This window comes from Mycobacterium sp. M26, from assembly GCF_001494595.1.
In the GTDB taxonomy this organism is placed as follows: Bacteria; Actinomycetota; Actinomycetes; order Mycobacteriales; family Mycobacteriaceae; genus Mycobacterium.
In genome coordinates this window covers 910,642-928,236 of record NZ_LN929907.1, presented here as the reverse complement: position 1 = coordinate 928,236, position 17,595 = coordinate 910,642, and the positions used below count along the sequence as shown (strand labels likewise).

Sequence of the window (17,595 nt, the reverse complement as noted above, 5' to 3'; positions counted from 1 at the left end):
GAACCTTTCACTTAGGGTTGCCTAAACTAACTTGAGGAAGTTAGCACCGCGCGACGGCACTGTCGAGGCCTCCCTCGCGCAGGCTCTTCGGCCGGATGTCCGGCCAGTTCTGTTCGACGAAGTCCAGGCAGTCGGTGCGGCCCGCCGCACCGAAGACCACCTGCCACCCGGCGGGAACCTCGGCGAATGTCGGCCACAGGCTGTGCTGTTCCTCGTGGTTGATCAGGACATAGAACTCGCCCTGCTCATCGTCAAACGGGTTGGTGCTCATGGGTTCTCCTGTTCTTCGGTGGGGCCGGGCGCAGATCTGCGCCCAGGATGCGGTCGGACAACAGACCCAGACAGCTCAGGTTCGGGAAGCCGGGGCCCTGGGCCAGTCCGGACAGATTCGGGACGAACAGCTTCGGCCACACCCCGGTCAGTGCCAGGTCGGCACCGACGGCATGTTGAAGTCGATCACCGGTCACCGGTGAGGTCAGGGCGACCTCGATCAGGTCCCGGGCATCCTGACCGAGCAGGGAAGTGAACCATGACGTGTCGGCCCCGGACCCGTCAATGACCAGGTCGAAACCGTGCACAGTCTCCAGGCGCTCGCCACAGTGGTTGGTGTGCAACGTGATCCGGATCCGGCCGTCGGCGGCCACCGCGTGGGCGACCCGGCCGCGCAGGTGCCGGATCCGGCCATCGGCCAGCAGCGAGTCCTGCACCCGGGCGGAGAACACCCCGCGGTCGGTGCGCATCATCACCTCCCGGCGCTCCGCGACGGTGAGACCCGGCCACTCCGTGGGGTCGCTGAACAATCGGTTCTCGAAGTAGCTCTCGCCGCGGGTGAACAGCGTCGCCTGGGGGGCGATCACGGTGATCGCCGAAACACGATGTCCGAGAAGCTCGTCGAGGATGGCTGCGGCCGTCTCACCTCCGCCGATCACCGCGACCCGGTCGGCGTCGATGCGCTGGTTCTGTTGGGCGCGCTGCCAGAACTGGGCGATGGAGAGCACCCGGTGGTGGCCGGGTAGGACTGAACGATCCGGCCGTCCGGGCCCGGTGATCATCACCGCGTCACCGCGCAGACACCCGTCGTGGGTGTGCACCAGCCACGACGTGCCATCGAGTGACAGCCTGACCGCCTCGCCGTGGACCACGTCCAACTGCGACTTCTGCGCTACCCACCGCAGGTAGTCCGACCACAGGTCGTGAGTCGGGGCGGGCTTGCCGCGGTCGACCCACTCGGCGAAGCTCCCCAGGTCCACGAGGTAGGACTGCCAGCTGACCTGAGCCATGCGCTGATCGAGTTCGGCATTGCGGCCCGGCACCATCGACGAGCGGTAGGGAAATCCGACGTCCTTCTCCGGGCTGGTACCCAGCCGGTGCCTGCCGTCGGTCCACCCGCCGACCGCATTCCAGTTGGCACCGACCGACCGACTCTCGACGGCCACGATGTCCGGTGCGGCCACGCCCATCTCCCGCAGCACGGCCGCCTTGGCGGCCACCGCGACCGCTTTGGCGCCCGCTCCGACAATCACCAACCGCGGCGTCATTGGTCCTCCTCGGCGATCTCGCCGAGTGCGGACTGCCAGAGTGATTGCAGCTCAACCACATCCGACCGGTCCAGAATCCCGGCCACGGTGCGCCACTGAGTGACCAGCCGACCGTCGGTGATCGCGGCGATGAGGGTCAGTTCGTGCCGAACCGCGGCATCGGGCGCGGGTATCGCCGACAGCGCGGGCAGGACCGAACCGGCACTGTGGAGGCGGCCGAGGTAGTTCAGCAGCACCTGGGGTTCGCGGTGGGCGCGCAACCGCTCGCCGGTGTCGGCCCGCAGGTAGCGCAGGAGTGCGTAGTCGCCGGGCAATCCGTCGATCTGAGGGAGGTCCTGGCCCGGCCGAACCCGCAGGGGATAGATGGCGCTGAGCAGACCCACGGTGTCGTCGGCACCGCCCGCACGCCCATGGGTTTCCAGTGCCAACAGTGGAATGGCCTCGGACTGACCCCGGAGGTGGCGCCACCGGGTGACCGTCCGGGCGTAGGCGTCGGCCAACACATCCTGCATGGGCGACTGCCGCATCAGGCGGGCGGTGATCTCCGATTCGGTGACGGTGACGCTGATGTCGAGGTCACCGGCCCGATCACGGTCGGGCCGAATTCGCCTGGCACCCAACGTCGGGTCCTCACCCCGGAGTTGAGCCAACCAGAAGTCCACGGTGTCCAGATCGGCAGCACGACGCACGGCCCGGTGCGCCCACCGCCGATAGGTCATGCGCTCCGCCGGGATCTCATGGCCCTCGGGCGCATCCAGGGCCGCGGTGAGCTCACCGAGTGCGATCCGCCACGATGCCGGATCCATGGCCAGCACATGGGCCACCAGCAGCAGCACCCCCGGCTCGCCGGGCGGGTGCAGCCAGACCGCCTCGGCGAGTCGGCCACGCTGGGGATCGAGGCGGTCGATCGCGGCGCCGGCCTGCTCGGTGACCGCATCGGCAAGATCCCCGACCACCAACTCCATGACCGGGATATCCGTGGTCTCCCCCGGGTGAAAGACCATGCTCAACAGGTCGATTCGGCTGGTGATCATGGGGTGGGCCGCGCCGAGAGCGCTCAGCGTCGAGTGCAGGTCGGCTGCCGTGATACCGGTCGGCAGTGGGATCGCCTGGGTCTGCGCCAGCCGTCGGGGGTCGCCGTACTCGTAGAGCCAGTGCACGTTGGGCAGCGCGGGAATCGGGCCGTCCGGTTCCGATTCATCAGCAGCGACGCCGTCGGCGGACTCCTGGTCGACCGCTGCGGCCAGCTCCCGAAGCGTTGCACTCTCCTGGATGAGCCGCGCGGGCAGGGACAGTCCACTGCGCCGGGCGATCTGAACCAGTGACAGGGCGACGATGCTGTCGAGTCCGAGCTCGAGCAGTTCGGCGTCGATGTCAATGTGGCTGCGGCCCAGTAGTTCCGCGACGGACCGCTCCAGCAGCACTTCGGTCGGGCTGGCCGGTGGCGTGCGGGTGTCGTCGGGCACAATCATGGCGGCCAGCGCGGCGTCGTCCACTTTGCCGTTGGTGGTCAGCGGGATCGTGTCGACCGCGATGATGCGGTGTGGTTGCAGATAGCGGGGCAGCCGGCCACGCAGTTCGGTGCGCAGGCTGGGCACCGTTGCCTCGCCGACCACGTAGGCGATCAGCCGGGGTCCGGCCTGATCCTGATGAGTGCAGACCCGGACATGTCGCACTCCGGGTAGCGAGGCCAGAACCGTTTCGATCTCGGCCGGCTCGACGCGGTGCCCGCGTACCTGGATCTGAGCGTCCGCGCGACCCACGAACACCAGTGCGCCGTCGGCGTTGCGCCGCACCAGGTCTCCGGTCCGGTACATCCGGCGGCCGTCGCCGGCGGCGACGAACCGGACGGCAGTCTCGGCAGGCCGGCCCAGGTATCCGCGGGTCAGTTGATCTCCGGTGAGGTAGAGCTCCCCCACCACGCCATCGGGTACCGGGTGCAACCAGGCGTCGAGTACGGCGCAGCCGGTGCCCTGGGTGGGGTAGCCGATGACCGGGGTGTCGTGCTCACTGATCGCGGCGACGACGGCTTCGACGGTGGTCTCGGTCGGCCCGTAGCAGTTGTGCGCCGCCAGAATGCCGGTGGCGCAGGTCTTGCGGATGTCGTCCCACTCGGCGGTACCGACCGCCTCACCACCCAAGGCCAGGACGTGGAGCTTGCCGACATCGAGTAGACCGGCTTGGCGCAGGTGTGCGAACAGCGACGGGGTGACGTCGAGCAGGTCGATCCCGTACTCGTCGACGACGCCCACCAGGGCTTCGGCGTCGCGGCGGTCTTCTTCGCCGACGAGGTGGACGGTGTGGCCGAACAGCAGGCCTGCCAGCGGTTGCCAGGCTGCGTCGAACGCGAACGACCAGGCGTGGCCGATGCGCAGCCGTCGACCGAGACGCTCGGCCGCGGGCCGCAGCATTCGGTCGGCGTGGTCGTCGAGGTAGGACTCCAGGGCTCGGTGAGTTCCGATGACGCCCTTGGGTTCTCCGGTGGTTCCCGAGGTGAACACGACGTAGGCGGCCTGGTTGGGTTCGACGGCGACCAGGCGCCGGGGTGCCTGTCGGGCGGCGACTATGGTGGCATCGTCGATCACCAGGTGGGCCCCGCTCTGGGCCAACATCGATGCCATCCGCGCGGGCGGCATGCCCGGTTCGAGTGGCACGTACGTCGCGCCCGCCTTGAGTACGCCGAGGATCGCGACGACGTAATCCGCGCCCCGGGGCAGCCGGATCGCCACCGGGGTCTCCCGGGAGACGCCAGACTGAATGAGCAGGCCGGCCAGGCGATCCGAGCGTTCATCGAGTTCGCGATAACTCAGTTGGCCACCCGCCCAGGACAGCGCGGTGGATTCGGCGAACCGGGCTGCGGTGGTGGCGAACCGCTGAGCCACCCCACCGGCGGGCTCGGCGGTGACCCGTCCCGCCGGGAGGACAGCGCGGTGGATTCGGCGACCCGGGCTGCGGTGGTGGCGACCCGCTGAGCCACCCCACCGGCGGGCTCGGCGGTGACCCGTCCCGCCGTGACGGGATGGGCGGTGTCCTCGTCGGCCAGCAGAATGCTGACCTGTCCCAGTGGGGCATCCCAGCTGTCGAGGAGGCGGTGCATCGTGGCGATGACCCTGCGACCCAGCACCTCCGCCGTCATCGGTCCGAGGGCCTCGTCGGTGACCTCGATCAGCACCGCCATCCCGGTCCGGCCAGGGTGCGCGGCGATGGTGACCGGGAAGTGGGTCAGGCTCTCCATGGCGTCGGGCCGGAAGCTCACCGCACCCGCGACGAATTCCCGGCCACCCACGACGTCGCCGGGCGGGAAGCTCTCGTACACCAGCAGGCTGTCGAACATCTCGCCGACCCCGGCCAGTGAGCGCAGCTGGGAGTGGGTCAGATAGCTGTGGTCGCGCAGCTCGGCCGCGTCGCGCTGCAGGTTCGAACAGTGCTGGGCGACCGTTGTTCTGGGGTCCAGCTTCACCCGTAAGGGGATGGTGTTGATGAACAGCCCGACCATGGTCTCCACGCCGGTCAACTCCGGAGGCCGGCCCGAGACGGTGACGCCGAAGACGATGTCATCGCGTCCGGTGAGTCGGGAGACGATCAGCGCCCACGCCATCTGCAGCACCGTGTTCACGGTCACCCCGTGACGGCGCGCAGCCATGGTGACTCGCTCGGTGTCTGTGTCGGCCAACACGATCTCGGTGCGGGTGGGCAGTCCCCCGGCCCGTCCGCCGAGCGCGGCCGACAGCAGCGTCGGGCCCGGCAGCCCCTCCAGATGCCGTCGCCAGACGTGCTCGTCGGCCGCGGTGTCACGGTGCGCGAGCCAGCCGATGTAGTCGCGGTAGAGCCGCGGGGCCGGCAGCGCATCGGAATCGCCGCCGCTGCGATACAGGGTGAGCAACTCAGCGATGAACACCGGCAGCGACCAACCGTCGATAACGATATGGTGTGCCGTGATCACCAATCGCCATGTCTGATCGGGCAATTCGACGAGCAGGAACCGGATCAGCGGGCCGTCGGTGAGGGTGAACCGGCTGCGGCGTTCGGCCTCCTCGATCCCGGTCACCTGGTCGGCCGCGGCGCGGATGTGCCGCCACGGCAGCTCGACACCGGCGGGCACGATCTGGACGGGCCGGGACAGCCCTTCGTGCCAGAAACTGGCCCGCAGGTTGGGATGGCGGTCCAGCATCGTCGCCGCGCAGTCGCGCAGCAGTGCGACGTCGAGTGGGCCGGTGATGTCGGCCGACATCGCGATGACGTAGGGATCTTCCCCGTCGGGTCCGAGCAGCGTGGCGTGGGAGTAGAGGCCGAGTTGCAGGGGTGAGAGGGCCAGGATGTCGTCGACGTCGGGCGTGATCACGAGGTGCGGGCCTTCGACCAGGACGCGGTCACCGCGGTGAGTTCATCAGCGGATAGCCCCGATGCCGCCATCGGCTGATAGCGGGTGTCGGGCCGTTCGGTCTCATCCTGCACCGTCGGGGCGGTGTCGATCGCCGCGGCCAAGCCCGCCACGGTCGGGTGTTCGAAGATCGTTCGCGGGTCGACGGCCAGGCCGGCGGCGCGCAGACGCGCGGCCAGCTGTACCGACAGGATGCTGTCACCGCCGAGGGCGAAGAACTCGTCGTCCCGCCCGATGTCGGTGACGTTCAACAGCCCGCCCATCGCCGTAGCCACGGCCCGCTCGGTGGCGGTGGCAGCGGGTGCGCGCCGTCCCGTGGTGTGCACATCGGGCCGGGGAAGCCCGGGACGGTTGAGCTTTCCCGACTCGGTCTTCGGTAGTGCATCGAGCACCGAGATCGTGGCGGGCACCATGTATCCGGGCAGGATCGCCGCGACGCAGGCACGCACACCGGCGGTGAACGCGGCGGGGTCGTCGACCGGAGGGTCGGCGACGACGTAGCCCGCCAGGGTGGTCCCGGCAGGTGACTCCCAGGTACGCGCCGCGGCGAGGGCAACCCCGTCGGCCCGCTTCAGTGCGGCCTCGACTTCGGCCAGTTCGACCCGGAAGCCGCGCACCTTCACCTGATGATCGGTCCGGCCGATGAACTCCAGGGTGCCGTCGGGCGTCCAGCGACCGCGGTCACCGCTGCGATAGAACCGGGCACCGGGTTCGGCGGCGTAGGGGTTGGCCACGAAGCGGGTGGCGGTCAGGCGCGGCTGGTTCCAGTACCCACGCGCCAGTTGCTCACCGGCGTAGTACAACTCGCCGACCACTCCGATCGGGACGGGCTTGAGCGCGTCGTCGAGCAGGTAGACCTGAGAACCCTCCATCGGGACACCGATTGTCGGCGTCGGCATCGCCAAGGGGCCGCGCACCAGTGCGCCGGAGGTCTCGGTGGCGCCGATCGCGTTGAGCAGTTCGCCGCTGTAGTCGGGTCCGACGCAGGACGCCAACCGGTCCAGCACGGCGGCACTGACAGGCTCGCCGCAGCAGACCAGCCGCTGCAGGGAGCGGACCGCGTAGGGCGCGCACTCCACCAGCGCGGCGGCCAGGCTGGCGACCGCGGTGACCTGGCCGATCGAATGCTGGTCGATCAGCCGTGCCAGTGCTTCGGCGTCACGATGCTCGGCGTCGTCGGCGAAGATCAGGGTGGCGCCGGCGGCCAGCCCGGCCAACGTCTCGATACATCCTTCCAGGAACGTCATAGGCGCCTGTGCCAGCCGAATATCGTTGCCGGACAAAGGATAATGCCGCAGCTGCCAGGTGATCCGGGTGCTCATCGCGCGGTGGGTTCCCACCACGCCCTTCGGCTTGCCGGTGGACCCGGAGGTGAACATCAGATACATCGGGTCGTCCGGGTGCGGCGCCGGCAGGGGCGCCGGTGGTTGATCGGTGTCCAGCACGACACAGACTGCCGGATCGTCCATCGAGATCAGTGCCACACCGTCGGCGTGCGGCATAGTGGTGGCGGCGTCGGATGTCACCACGACGACGGCAGGCTCGACATCGTCGAGCAGGAACTGCTTGCGCGCCGCGGGGTAGCCGGGATCGACCGGGAAGAAGCCGGCGCCGGCCTTCATGATGCCGACCAGAGCGACCACCAGGTCGATCCCGCGGCGCATCGACAGCCCGACCAGCGCACCCGGCCCGACACCGTGACGGGAGAGCAGCTGAGCGAGATGCCCTGAGCGCCGGTGTAGTTCGGCGTAGTCGATCTGATCTTTGCCGCACCGGACGGCCACCCTGGCTGCGTCGGTCGGCCAGTTGTCCTCCAGTAGTTCCGGAACTGTGCGCGGCCGATCGGCCGGTGAGTGCGGGCCCCGGCTCTGCGCCAGCATGGTCTGCTGCTCGGTGCCGTCGAGCAGCGTGATGTCGCGCAGGCGCGCGTCCGAGTGCGCGGCGAACGCCTCGACCACCCGGCTCAACCACTCGGTGAATCGTTGCGCGGTGGCGGGGTGGTAGAGCTCGCTGCGGTAGATGACGTGGCCCCGATAGCCGTCGGGTCCGACGAAGAAGTTCACGCTCAGATCGGCGTGGGCGACGTCGAATGTCGGCTCCAGTGCGGAGAAGACGGTGTCACCGTCGGGGCCGGTCTCGATGACCTGGTGGTCCGGCAGTTCCTCCCGGACGTGGACGACGACACCGAACAGTGGATTCCTCGACAGCGAGCGCACCGGGTTGACCGCGTCGACCACCCGGTCGAACGGCAGGTCCTGGTGGGCGTAGGCGGCCAACGCTGTCTGCCGGGCCCGCGCCAGGATGTCGCGCAGGGTGGGGTTCCCGGACAGGTCGTTGCGCAGGACGAGGATGTTGACGAAAAAGCCGACCAGATCGTCGAATTCGGCATGGGTTCGGCCGGCAACCGGGGTGCCCAGCGGGATGTCATCACCACCGCCCGCCTTGTGCAGGACGACGGCGACGGCGGCCTGCAGGAGCATGAACTCGGTGATGCCGAGGTCGCGGCTCACCGCGACGAGCCGCTCACGGGTCGCGGCGTCGATCCGGATCGGGACGGACGCCGCGGCGCCACCGGCCACCGGGGGCCGTGAGAAGTCCGGGCGCAGTCCGGTGTCCTCCGGCAGACCGTCGAGTTGGCTGATCCAGAACTCTCGCTGCGTGGCGACCAGGTCGGTATCGGCGAGCAGCTGACCCTGGAACTGCGCATAGTCGCGGTACTGCAGCGGCAGGGCCGGCCAGCCCGGCGGCCTGCCGTGCTCGCGGCGCGACCGGTACGCGGTGAGCAGGTCGGCGAACAAGACACCTGCCGACCAGTGGTCGGCAGCGATGTGATGGACGACCATCGACAACACCCGTTCGGTGTCGGTGCTCAACACCGCCACCCGGATCGGCCACTGCTGCTCCAGGTCGAAGCAGTGGCTGCGCTCGACGTCGAGTTGTGTCGTGAGCCAGTCCCCGTCGGCACCGCTGAGTCGGCGTACGACCACCGGCGCGACCGCTTCGACAATCTGCTGGGGCACCCCCTCGATCTCCCGGTAGATCGTGCGCAGGATCTCGTGCCGGGCGATGACGTCGCCGACCGCGGCGACCAGAGCATCGAGGTCACACGGCCCGGTCAGCCGGGCGGCGAAGGGAATGTTGTTGACCGGGCTCGGCCCGTCGAGCCGGTACTGGAACCAGCTGCGCAGTTGCGCGGCCGACAACGGTGACGGTTCCACGGCGTCGCCGCGGGTGATCACAGCGGGTTTGGGCAGCGCCGTCGGGGTGGTGCGCCGGGCGTCGACCAGTGCTGCGATTTCCGCGGGGGTGCCTCGCTCAAAGACATCCCGGATGCCGACCTCGACGTCGAACTCGGTACGGATGGCCGCGGCGAGCTTCGTGGCCAGCAGCGAGTGCCCGCCGAGGTCGAAGAACATATCGTCGCAACCCACCTCGTCGACGCCGAGCACCCGGGCGAACAGTGCGACGACGGCACGCTCGGTGTCGGTGACCGGAGCGCGGTATACGGCCGCAGGCACGATCTCGGGGTCAGGCAACGCCGCACGGTCGAGCTTTCCGTTGGCGGTGATGGGGATCTCGTCCACGACGACGTAGGCGGTGGGCACCATGTACTCGGGCAGGGCCGCGGCGACCCGCGCCTTGATCCGGTCGACCTGGACGTCCTCCCCGGCTGTTGCGGTGAGGTAGGCGATCAGGCTCTTGCCGAGGTGCGGCAGATCGCGGGCGACCACCACCGCGGTGCCGACGCTGGGGTCGACGGTGATCGCGGCGGCCACCTCACCGAGTTCGATGCGGAATCCCCGGATCTTGACCTGCTCGTCGGCGCGTCCGACGAACTCGAGGTCGCCGTCGCTGGTGCGGCGGGCCAGATCACCCGACCGGTAGAGCCGGCCGCCCGGGGTGAACGGGTCGGCGACGAACCGTTCCGCGGTCAGCGCAGACCTGCGATGGTAGCCGTGCGCCAGATGTGTTCCACCGATATAGATTTCACCGATCACGCCGACCGGGACGGGTCGCAGCGCCTTGTCGAGCAGGTGAATCCGGGTGTTGATCTTGGGGGTGCCGATCGGCACGGTGCCCACGCCTTGGCGGCCCTCCACCTTGTATCGGGTGGCGTTCAGCACGGTTTCGGTGGGCCCGTAGAAGTTGTGCAGCAGCGCGTCGAAGGTGGCGTGGAACTTGTCAGCGAGCTCACCGGGCAGGGCCTCGCCGCCGATCGGCACCCGGCGTAGCGTCCGCCATTGCTCGACCCCGGGCAGGGAGAGGAACAGCGCGAGGAGCGAGGGGACGAAGTGCATGGCCGTGATCGCTTCGCGGTGCAGCAGGTCGGTCAGATACCCGATGTCACGCAGGCCGTCGGGCCGGGGGATCACCAGCCGGGCGCCCTGGGCGAGTACCCCGAAGATCTCGCCGATCGAGACATCGAAGCTGGGTGAGGCGACCTGCAGCAGCCGGTCCTGCGGGCCGCTCGCGTAGTCGTCGGCGAACCACCGGAAGTACTCGGTGATCGGGGTGTGCGGCACCGCAACACCTTTAGGCAGTCCGGTCGACCCCGAGGTGTAGATCAGGTAGGCGGTGTTGGCGGCGCTGTGCGGGCGGAGCAGGTCGGCCGGTGCCGGCTCCTGCGACGAGAAGCCCTCGGTGCCGGCGATCGGCTCCCGGATCACCATGGCCGGGTCGGCATCGCCGAGGATGTAGGCGATCCGGTCGGCTGGATACTCCGGGTCCACCGGCAGATAAACCGCGCCGGCCTTCACGATGCCCAGTGCAGTGCTCACTAGTTCCGGTGACTTGTCCAGGAGCACCGCCACCCGGTCCTCGCTGCCGATACCGCGGGCGATCAGCCAGTGCGCGATGCGGTTGGCCTCGGCATTGATCTCCCGATAGCTGTAGTGCCGTCCGTCGTGGACGACGGCCGTCTCCTCGGGTTGTTGCGCGGCCCGCTCGGCGACGAGAGCACCGAGAGTCACTGGTGTGCAATCGAAGTCGGCACCCCGCGATACGCGGTCCAGCCATTCGGCATCGGCTGCGGTCACGAGGTCGAGGTCGGCGACAGCACAGTCGGGCCTGGCCAGGGCATCGGCGAGCAGTACGGTGAAGCTGTCGATCAGTCGGCGCGCGAGGTCGCCGTCGATCACCTCGGTGAGGTACTCGGCCTCGATGAGGGCTCCGTCACCGCTGAACTCGACCATGACACCCAGCGGCAGTTGCGCATACAGAGCACGCAGATCGGCTCGTTCACAACGAATCCCGGCCGGGCAGAACCCGCTGCCGTCGGCTTCGCGGATGCCGAATCCGACCCGGGCCATCCGCTCCACCCCATGCCGCCGATCAGGGTTGAGATCGCGGACCACCCGGTCGAGGTTGACCCGCTGGTGGGCGAACGCGCCGAGGACGGTGTCGCGTGCGGTGTGCAGCAGGTCACGGAAGCTCGTCCATGGTGTCAGGCGCATCCGCATCGCGACGGTGTTGCCGTAGTAACCGATCACGTCCTCGGAGGTCCGGTTAAGGACCGGCGTGGCGACCAGGAAGTCGCCGGCATGGGTGTAGCGCTGCACCACCGCCGAAAATGACGATAGCAGAACGGTATACGGTGTCGAGCCGGTGGCATCAGCCAGCGCTTGGACGGCACGCACCGTCTCGGCGCTCAACCGAGTCGCGCACCGCTGCGCCCGCCACGTCTGCGGCACCACCGACCCGCTGGGACCGGGCAGTTCGAGGGGTTCAGGGGGATCGGCCAGCACCGCCCGCCAGTACTGGACGTCGGCGTCGTCGTCCCCCGCCACCGGGTGAGCGGCAGGCGCGGGTGCGAGATCGGCGCCCTGGTAGGCGCGGGTGAGGTCGGTGAAGAACACCTGCCAGGACGCGTCGTCCCAGGCGATGTGGTGGGCGGTCAGCAGCACGACATGCTCGGTGGCGCTGATTCGGACCACGGTGAGGCGCAGGGGTGCCTCGGTACTCAGATCGAACGACGTGCCGAAGACGCGCTGGGCAATGACTTCCAGCCGCAGATCGCGGGCTTGTGGACTCAGCTCGGACAGGTCGTGCTCAGCCCAGCCCGGGGTGAGGTCGGCGTGCACCGTCATCTCCGGCTCGCCGTCCGTGCCGCTGCGGTAGGTGCTGCGCAGAACCGGGTGGCGGCCGGTGACGACAGCCAGCGCGGTCCGCAACCGAGCGGTGTCCAACGCTCCGGTGAGGCGGTAGGACACACAGACGTTGAGCAGGGCTCCGGTGGGATCGACGGAGTGGACGAACCACATCCGGCGCTGGGCGTCCGTCATGGTCGCGGGGTCCGTGGCGGGAGCTCCGGAGAGCAGGCCTCGCTGGGCGAGTCTGCGGCGCAGCAGTTCCCAGCGCTGATGGTCGGATTCGAGAACGTCGGTCATGGTGGGTTTCCTCAGGTCTGTGGTGGGCGGTGCCGCGGCGTCAGCCGGCGAGCGCCGCCGCCACCTGGGTGGTGTCCATCGCGGCGACGTCGAGGTACACCGCGGCGACCTCGTGTAGCCGATGCGGTGAATCGAGGGCACCGAGACGGTCGGCGATGGCCGCGACGGTGCGACCGGCGAAGATGTCGGCCACGCTGGCCGAGGGCACGTCGAGCCACTGCCGGATCCGGGCCACCACGGTGGTGGCCAGGACCGAATCGCCGCCACGAGCGAAGAAGTCGTCGTCGACTCCGATCCGGCGGCATTCCAGGACCTCGGCGACGATGTGAACCAGTGCCGACTGCAGTGGATTAACCGGGGCACGGTAGGCCGTCCCGGTGTCCGCCGACTCGGCCAACAGCCGGGCGACCGCCCGCCGGTCGACCTTCCCGCCGAGAGTGAAGGGAATCGACGCCACCAGTTCGAGGTGGTGCGGAACCATATGCTGGGGAAGCTCATTGGCGAGCGCGGCCCGTAGCGTGTCCGGCTGCCACTGATCGGCGTCGGCCTGGACGGCTGCGCCCAGCCGGGTGTGTGAACCGCCGCTGATCGCGGCGACGGCGGCGCGCACACCCGGGATTCTGGTCAGCGCCGCTTCCACCTCGCCGAGTTCGACCCGGTACCCGCTGATCTTCACCCGCTCATCGGCCCTGCCGACGAACTCGCACGTCCCATCCGGCCAGAACCGGGCGAGATCCCCGGTCCGGTACCAGGTGAGGCCGTCGTGACGGACGAACCGCTCGGCGGTCAGGTCCGGCCGGCCGCGATACCCGCGGGCCACGCCACGCCCACCGATCCACAGTTCACCGACCACCCAGTCCGGGCAGTCCCGCCCGGTCGGGCCGACGATGCGACAGCGGTTGTTGCGCAACGGCTTTCCGAACGGGATGGCAGTCCAGTTCGCCGGGACCTCACCGACTTCGCAGATGGTGTTGTGGATGGCGGTTTCGGTGGCGCCACCGAGGCCGGCGAACCGGGCCCGCGGGGCACGATCACGCAGTTGTCGCGCCATCGCAGGGGTGACCCAGTCACCGCCGGTGGGTACCGCCCGCACGGTAGGCAGGGGCCCGGCGACCTCGAGCAGCATCGCCAGCCAGCCCGGCAGGAAGTGCAGCACCGTGACGCCGTGCCTCTCGATGAGTCGCACCCAGTGATCCGGGTTGCGGCGATCCTCCTCATCGATCATCACGATGGCACCACCGGTGCCGAGGGTGGCGAAGATGTCCAGGACCGAGATGTCGCATTCCAGCGTGGATACCGACAGACAACGGTCGTCGGGGCCGAGACCGAAGTGCTCGGTGATGAACTCGACAGTGTTCATCGCGGCGTCGTGGGTGACCTCGACACCTTTGGGTTCGCCGGTGGAACCGGAGGTGAACAGCACATAGGCCAACCGGCTGGGATCTCCGCAGCACACCGCGACAGCGTCGGCTGTGCCGCGTTCGAGGGCGTGGGCGACGCGCAGTGCCGGGATCGCCACGTCCGGTATCGGCCCGTCGCCGCAGACCAGCACCAGATCCACGTCACCGCCGGCAAGGATCCGCTGGGCCCGCTCGGCCGGCTGATCGGCACCGACCGGGAGGTACGCGCATCCGGCGGCGTGGATTCCCAGCAAGGCCGGAACCTGTTCGGCGCCTTTGGGTCCCAGGACCGCGACCGTATCGCCGGCGCGAACACCCGCTGCCGCGAGAGCTGCGGACACTGCCAGCGCCTGGCTGCGCAGCTGCCCGTAGGTGACGGTGTGCGAGCCGCTGAACATCGCCGGTGCGTCGGGTTGTCGTGCGGCGATCTCGAAGAAGCCGTCGTGCAACATCTTTCCGCTGGGTTCGGTGATCCGGCTGTTGACCGACTCCCGGGTCGCGCGCTGGGCAGCGGGCAACAGCGTCGTGCGTCCGGCCTCCCACGCATCGGCGTTGGCGGCCAGCGCGAGCACTTCGTCGATGTGGCGATCGAACATCGCGTCGATCACGCCGGGCCGGAATGCCTCTTCGCGGACGTCCCAGTTCAGCAGGATGCCGCCGTCGAATTCCGTCACCTGCGCATCGAGAAGAACCTGGGGTCCCTGCGAGATGATCCAGACGGCCGAGCCGAACTGCGCGGTGACATCCGGGGAGAACAGCTCGCCGAGACTGAGGGCGCTGGTGAACACCACCGGCGCCAGCGCCTGTGCACCGCGGTGCCGGGTGAGATCCCGCAGCACCGACAGTCCCGGATACGACGCGTGCGCGGCAGATTCGTGCAGGGTCCGCTGCAGGGCGAGGGCGCGCTGGGTCGCGGTGGCGGCGGCAGCCAGATCGACGTCGAGCAACAGTGACGAGGTGAAATCGCCTACCACGTTGTCGATATCGGGGTGCACGGGGTGCCGTCCGAACATCGGCACGTTGAGCAGGAACCGTGGGTCGGTGGACCAGCCGGCTACGGTGTCGGCGAAGGAGGCCGCCAGCGCCATCGCCGGGGTGACGCCGTGGCGCTTGGCCTGTTCGAACAGGCCGTCACGAATCTCCGGGTTTAGCCAGCGCCAGCGACGTTCGGTGCGGCGCGGATCGGTCTGCTGTCCGAGCGGAACGAGCGGCAGTGCGGGCGCGTCCGGGAGGTCGGCCAACCGGTCGCGCCACCACGCGCGGTCGGCGTCGGCGGCACGTGGCTGCGAAACCTCCTGCCGGTACTGCTGATACGTGTAGCCCAGTGTGGGTAGTGTCGCGCCCCGGTACAGCAGGGCGAGGTCATTCATCAGGGTGCGGTAGCTCATCGCATCCGCAGCCTGCATGTCGAGGTCGACGTGCAGGCGGGTCCGCTGCCCCGGCAGCAGACTCAGCGTGAGCTCGAAGACCTGGCCGTCCAGTTGTTGATGCGACTTGCCGCGCCGGATCGCCGCGAGGCGGCCTTCGACCTCGTCGGCAGCCATCGCCTGAGAATCGTTGATCGCCAGCGGGAATTCCAGCGGCGGAGCACCGATGCGCTGCCGTCCGTCGGGCAGGAACTCCACCCGCAGCATCGGGTGCCGCACGGCCAGGCTGGTGGCGGCATCCCGCAGCCGCTCCGGATCGACGGCGCCACCGTCGAATTCGACGTAGAGGTGGCCTGCGACGCCACCCAACGGCTGCTGGGGTTGCCTGCCGATCCACATCGCGTGCTGCATCGGCGCGAGAGCGAACGACTCCCCCTCGGTGGCCGCCCGGTACGACTCGAGCGGTGCGACGCGGTCGGTACCGGTCAGCAGATGCACCCAGTCCCGGATCGAGGGCGCCGCGACGAGCCTGGCGAAGTCGACGTCATGTCCATCGCGCCGCCACCGACCGGCCAGCGACATCATTCGGACCGAGTCCAGGCCCTGCGCGATCAGATCGCCGTCCTGGTCGATGGCAGCCGGATCGATCCCGAGAACTTCGGCGACGCGGCCTGCGATTTCCGCGCTGGTCAGCAGCGGTGAGCCGTCTGCACCCGTCGTCACCGCCGCCTCCCGATCCAACGTAGCCTCGCCCAACTTTTGAGGTAGCCTGCCCTAACTTTGGGAAGGCTACCCTATCTAGATCCTCCCGCCAGGCCTACGTCAGGAGCGCCCGATGACTGGTTTCGTCCCGTTTCCGCCCGCCCGCGCGGCCACGTATCGCGCGGCCGGCTACTGGACCGGGCAGGCTCTCGACGAGATCTTGCGGAGCGCGGCGACGACCTGGCCGGAGCGCCCCGCGGTGATCGACGACCGATCCCATCTGACCTACGCCGAACTCGACCGCCGCGCCGATTCAGCGGCCGCCGGACTTCACGCACTCGGAATCGGTTGCGGCGACGCGATTCTGGTGCAACTTCCGAACAGCTGCGAGTTCGCAGTGGCACTGTTCGCGGTGCTGCGAACCGGTGCACTCCCGGTGATGTGCCTGCCCGGGCACCGGGAGGCGGAACTCGCGCACTTCCTCGACGTCAGCCGGGCGACGGCGATCATCGTCGGCGGCGGGAGCACGGTGGACTATCCGGCGATAGCTCGCCGACTTGCCAGGCGCGACAACGAGCTTCGACACATCATCATCGACGGTGAGGCGGGCCCGGACATCCCGTGGGCGCAGCTGTGCGCATCCGTCGGGCCGAGCCCGGCGCTGCGCCCCGACACCGCGGCACCCGCCCTGCTCCTGGTGTCCGGCGGCACCACCGGCGCTCCGAAGCTCATCCCCCGCACCCACGACGACTACGTGTACAACGCCACCGCCAGCGCCCGGGTGTGCCGGCTGACCGAGGACGACGTCTATCTCGCCGCGCTCCCCGCAGGCCACAACTTCCCGCTGGCCTGCCCCGGACTGCTGGGCGCGATGAGTGTCGGGGCACCGGTGGTGTTCACCACCGATCCGAGTCCGGAGTCGGCATTCGCCACGATCGCCCGCCACGGTGTCACGGTCACCGCACTGGTGCCCGCACTCGCCCGGCTGTGGGCGCAGGCCTGCGAGTGGGAGGAGCACCGCCCCCACACACTGCGCCTGCTTCAGGTCGGCGGCGCCAAGCTCGCCGCCGACGATGCGCGGCATATCCGCGCCACCCTCACACCCGGCCTTCAGCAGGTGTTCGGGATGGCCGAAGGCCTGTTGTGCTACACCGGAATCGAGGATGGCCCCGACCTCGTGGACCATACCCAGGGCCGGCCGCTGTCCCCGCATGACGAGGTGCGGGTGGTCGGTGCGGACGACACACCCGTCCCGGCCGGCGAGCCCGGCGAGTTGCTGGTGCGTGGGCCGTACACGATCAACGGCTACTTCCGCGCCGACGAGGACAACCGGCGATCCTTCACCACCGACGGCTTCTATCGCACCGGCGATCGGGTCCGCCGGTTCGGCAACGGCTATCTGGAAGTGACCGGCCGGGTCAAGGACGTGATCACCCGGGCCGGTGAGACGGTGTCGGCACTCGACCTCGAAAGCCACCTGCTGGCCCATCCGCGGATCTCCGCAGCGGCCGCCGTGGGTTTGCCTGATCCCTTCCTCGGGGAGAGGATCTGCGCTGCCGTTGTGGTGCAGGGTGATTCGCTGTCTCTCGCCGAGATCAACAGCCATCTGGATCGTCGTGGAGTCGCCGTGCACTGCCGTCCGGATACCGTCGCGCCGATGGCGTCGCTGCCCACCACCGCCGTCGGCAAGGTCGACAAACGCGCGATCGTCGCGCAGCTTCGGTCGTGAGGCGACTCAGACCCGCGTCAGGAATTCACTGCTATCCTCACCACTTCACCGAGGCTGTCGTTATCGCGCAAGAGTGCGAGTAGCCAGCACGA

The 17,595-nt window shown here is 69.0% G+C and carries 7 protein-coding genes; 1 reads left to right on the top strand and 6 read right to left on the bottom strand.

Translation table 11 applies throughout. The features are described 5' to 3' along the window. Positions 1 to 40 precede the first annotated feature (40 nt). Genes BN3385_RS04380 through BN3385_RS04360 form a run of 6 tightly spaced genes read right to left on the bottom strand, consistent with a single transcriptional unit; the run spans position 41 to position 15,795 of the window. Entirely contained in the window at positions 41 to 271 is a 231-nt protein-coding gene (locus BN3385_RS04380; RefSeq protein ID WP_059015381.1) for an MbtH family protein, read from the bottom strand. Further along, entirely contained in the window at positions 252 to 1,538 is a 1,287-nt protein-coding gene (gene mbtG, locus BN3385_RS04375; protein WP_059015379.1) for an NADPH-dependent L-lysine N(6)-monooxygenase MbtG, read from the bottom strand. Before mbtG ends, BN3385_RS04380 begins: the two co-directional genes overlap by 20 nt. Then, positions 1,535 to 4,420: an amino acid adenylation domain-containing protein gene (locus BN3385_RS04370; protein WP_353612217.1), complete on the bottom strand. Its 2,886-nt coding sequence runs from the start codon at positions 4,418 to 4,420 to the stop codon at positions 1,535 to 1,537. The genes mbtG and BN3385_RS04370 overlap by 4 nt, the downstream gene beginning before the upstream one ends. Continuing rightward, positions 4,345 to 5,880 (bottom strand): condensation domain-containing protein, encoded by a 1,536-nt coding sequence (locus BN3385_RS29300; RefSeq protein ID WP_353612216.1) that lies wholly within the window; start codon positions 5,878 to 5,880, stop codon positions 4,345 to 4,347. Before BN3385_RS29300 ends, BN3385_RS04370 begins: the two co-directional genes overlap by 76 nt. Continuing rightward, positions 5,877 to 12,305 carry a non-ribosomal peptide synthetase gene (locus BN3385_RS04365; protein WP_059015377.1) on the bottom strand — a complete coding sequence of 2,143 codons (6,429 nt, stop codon included), beginning with the start codon at positions 12,303 to 12,305 and terminating at the stop codon, positions 5,877 to 5,879. Before BN3385_RS04365 ends, BN3385_RS29300 begins: the two co-directional genes overlap by 4 nt. Positions 12,306 to 12,345: 40 nt before the next feature. Continuing rightward, positions 12,346 to 15,795 (bottom strand): non-ribosomal peptide synthetase, encoded by a 3,450-nt coding sequence (locus BN3385_RS04360; RefSeq protein ID WP_059015375.1) that lies wholly within the window; start codon positions 15,793 to 15,795, stop codon positions 12,346 to 12,348. Positions 15,796 to 15,907: 112 nt separating this feature from the next. On the opposite strand from BN3385_RS04360, the gene BN3385_RS04355 reads away from it, so the two are divergent. After that, on the top strand, positions 15,908 to 17,503 hold the full coding sequence (locus BN3385_RS04355; protein WP_059015373.1) for a (2,3-dihydroxybenzoyl)adenylate synthase: 1,596 nt from the start codon (positions 15,908 to 15,910) through the stop codon (positions 17,501 to 17,503). Positions 17,504 to 17,595: the final 92 nt, after the last annotated feature.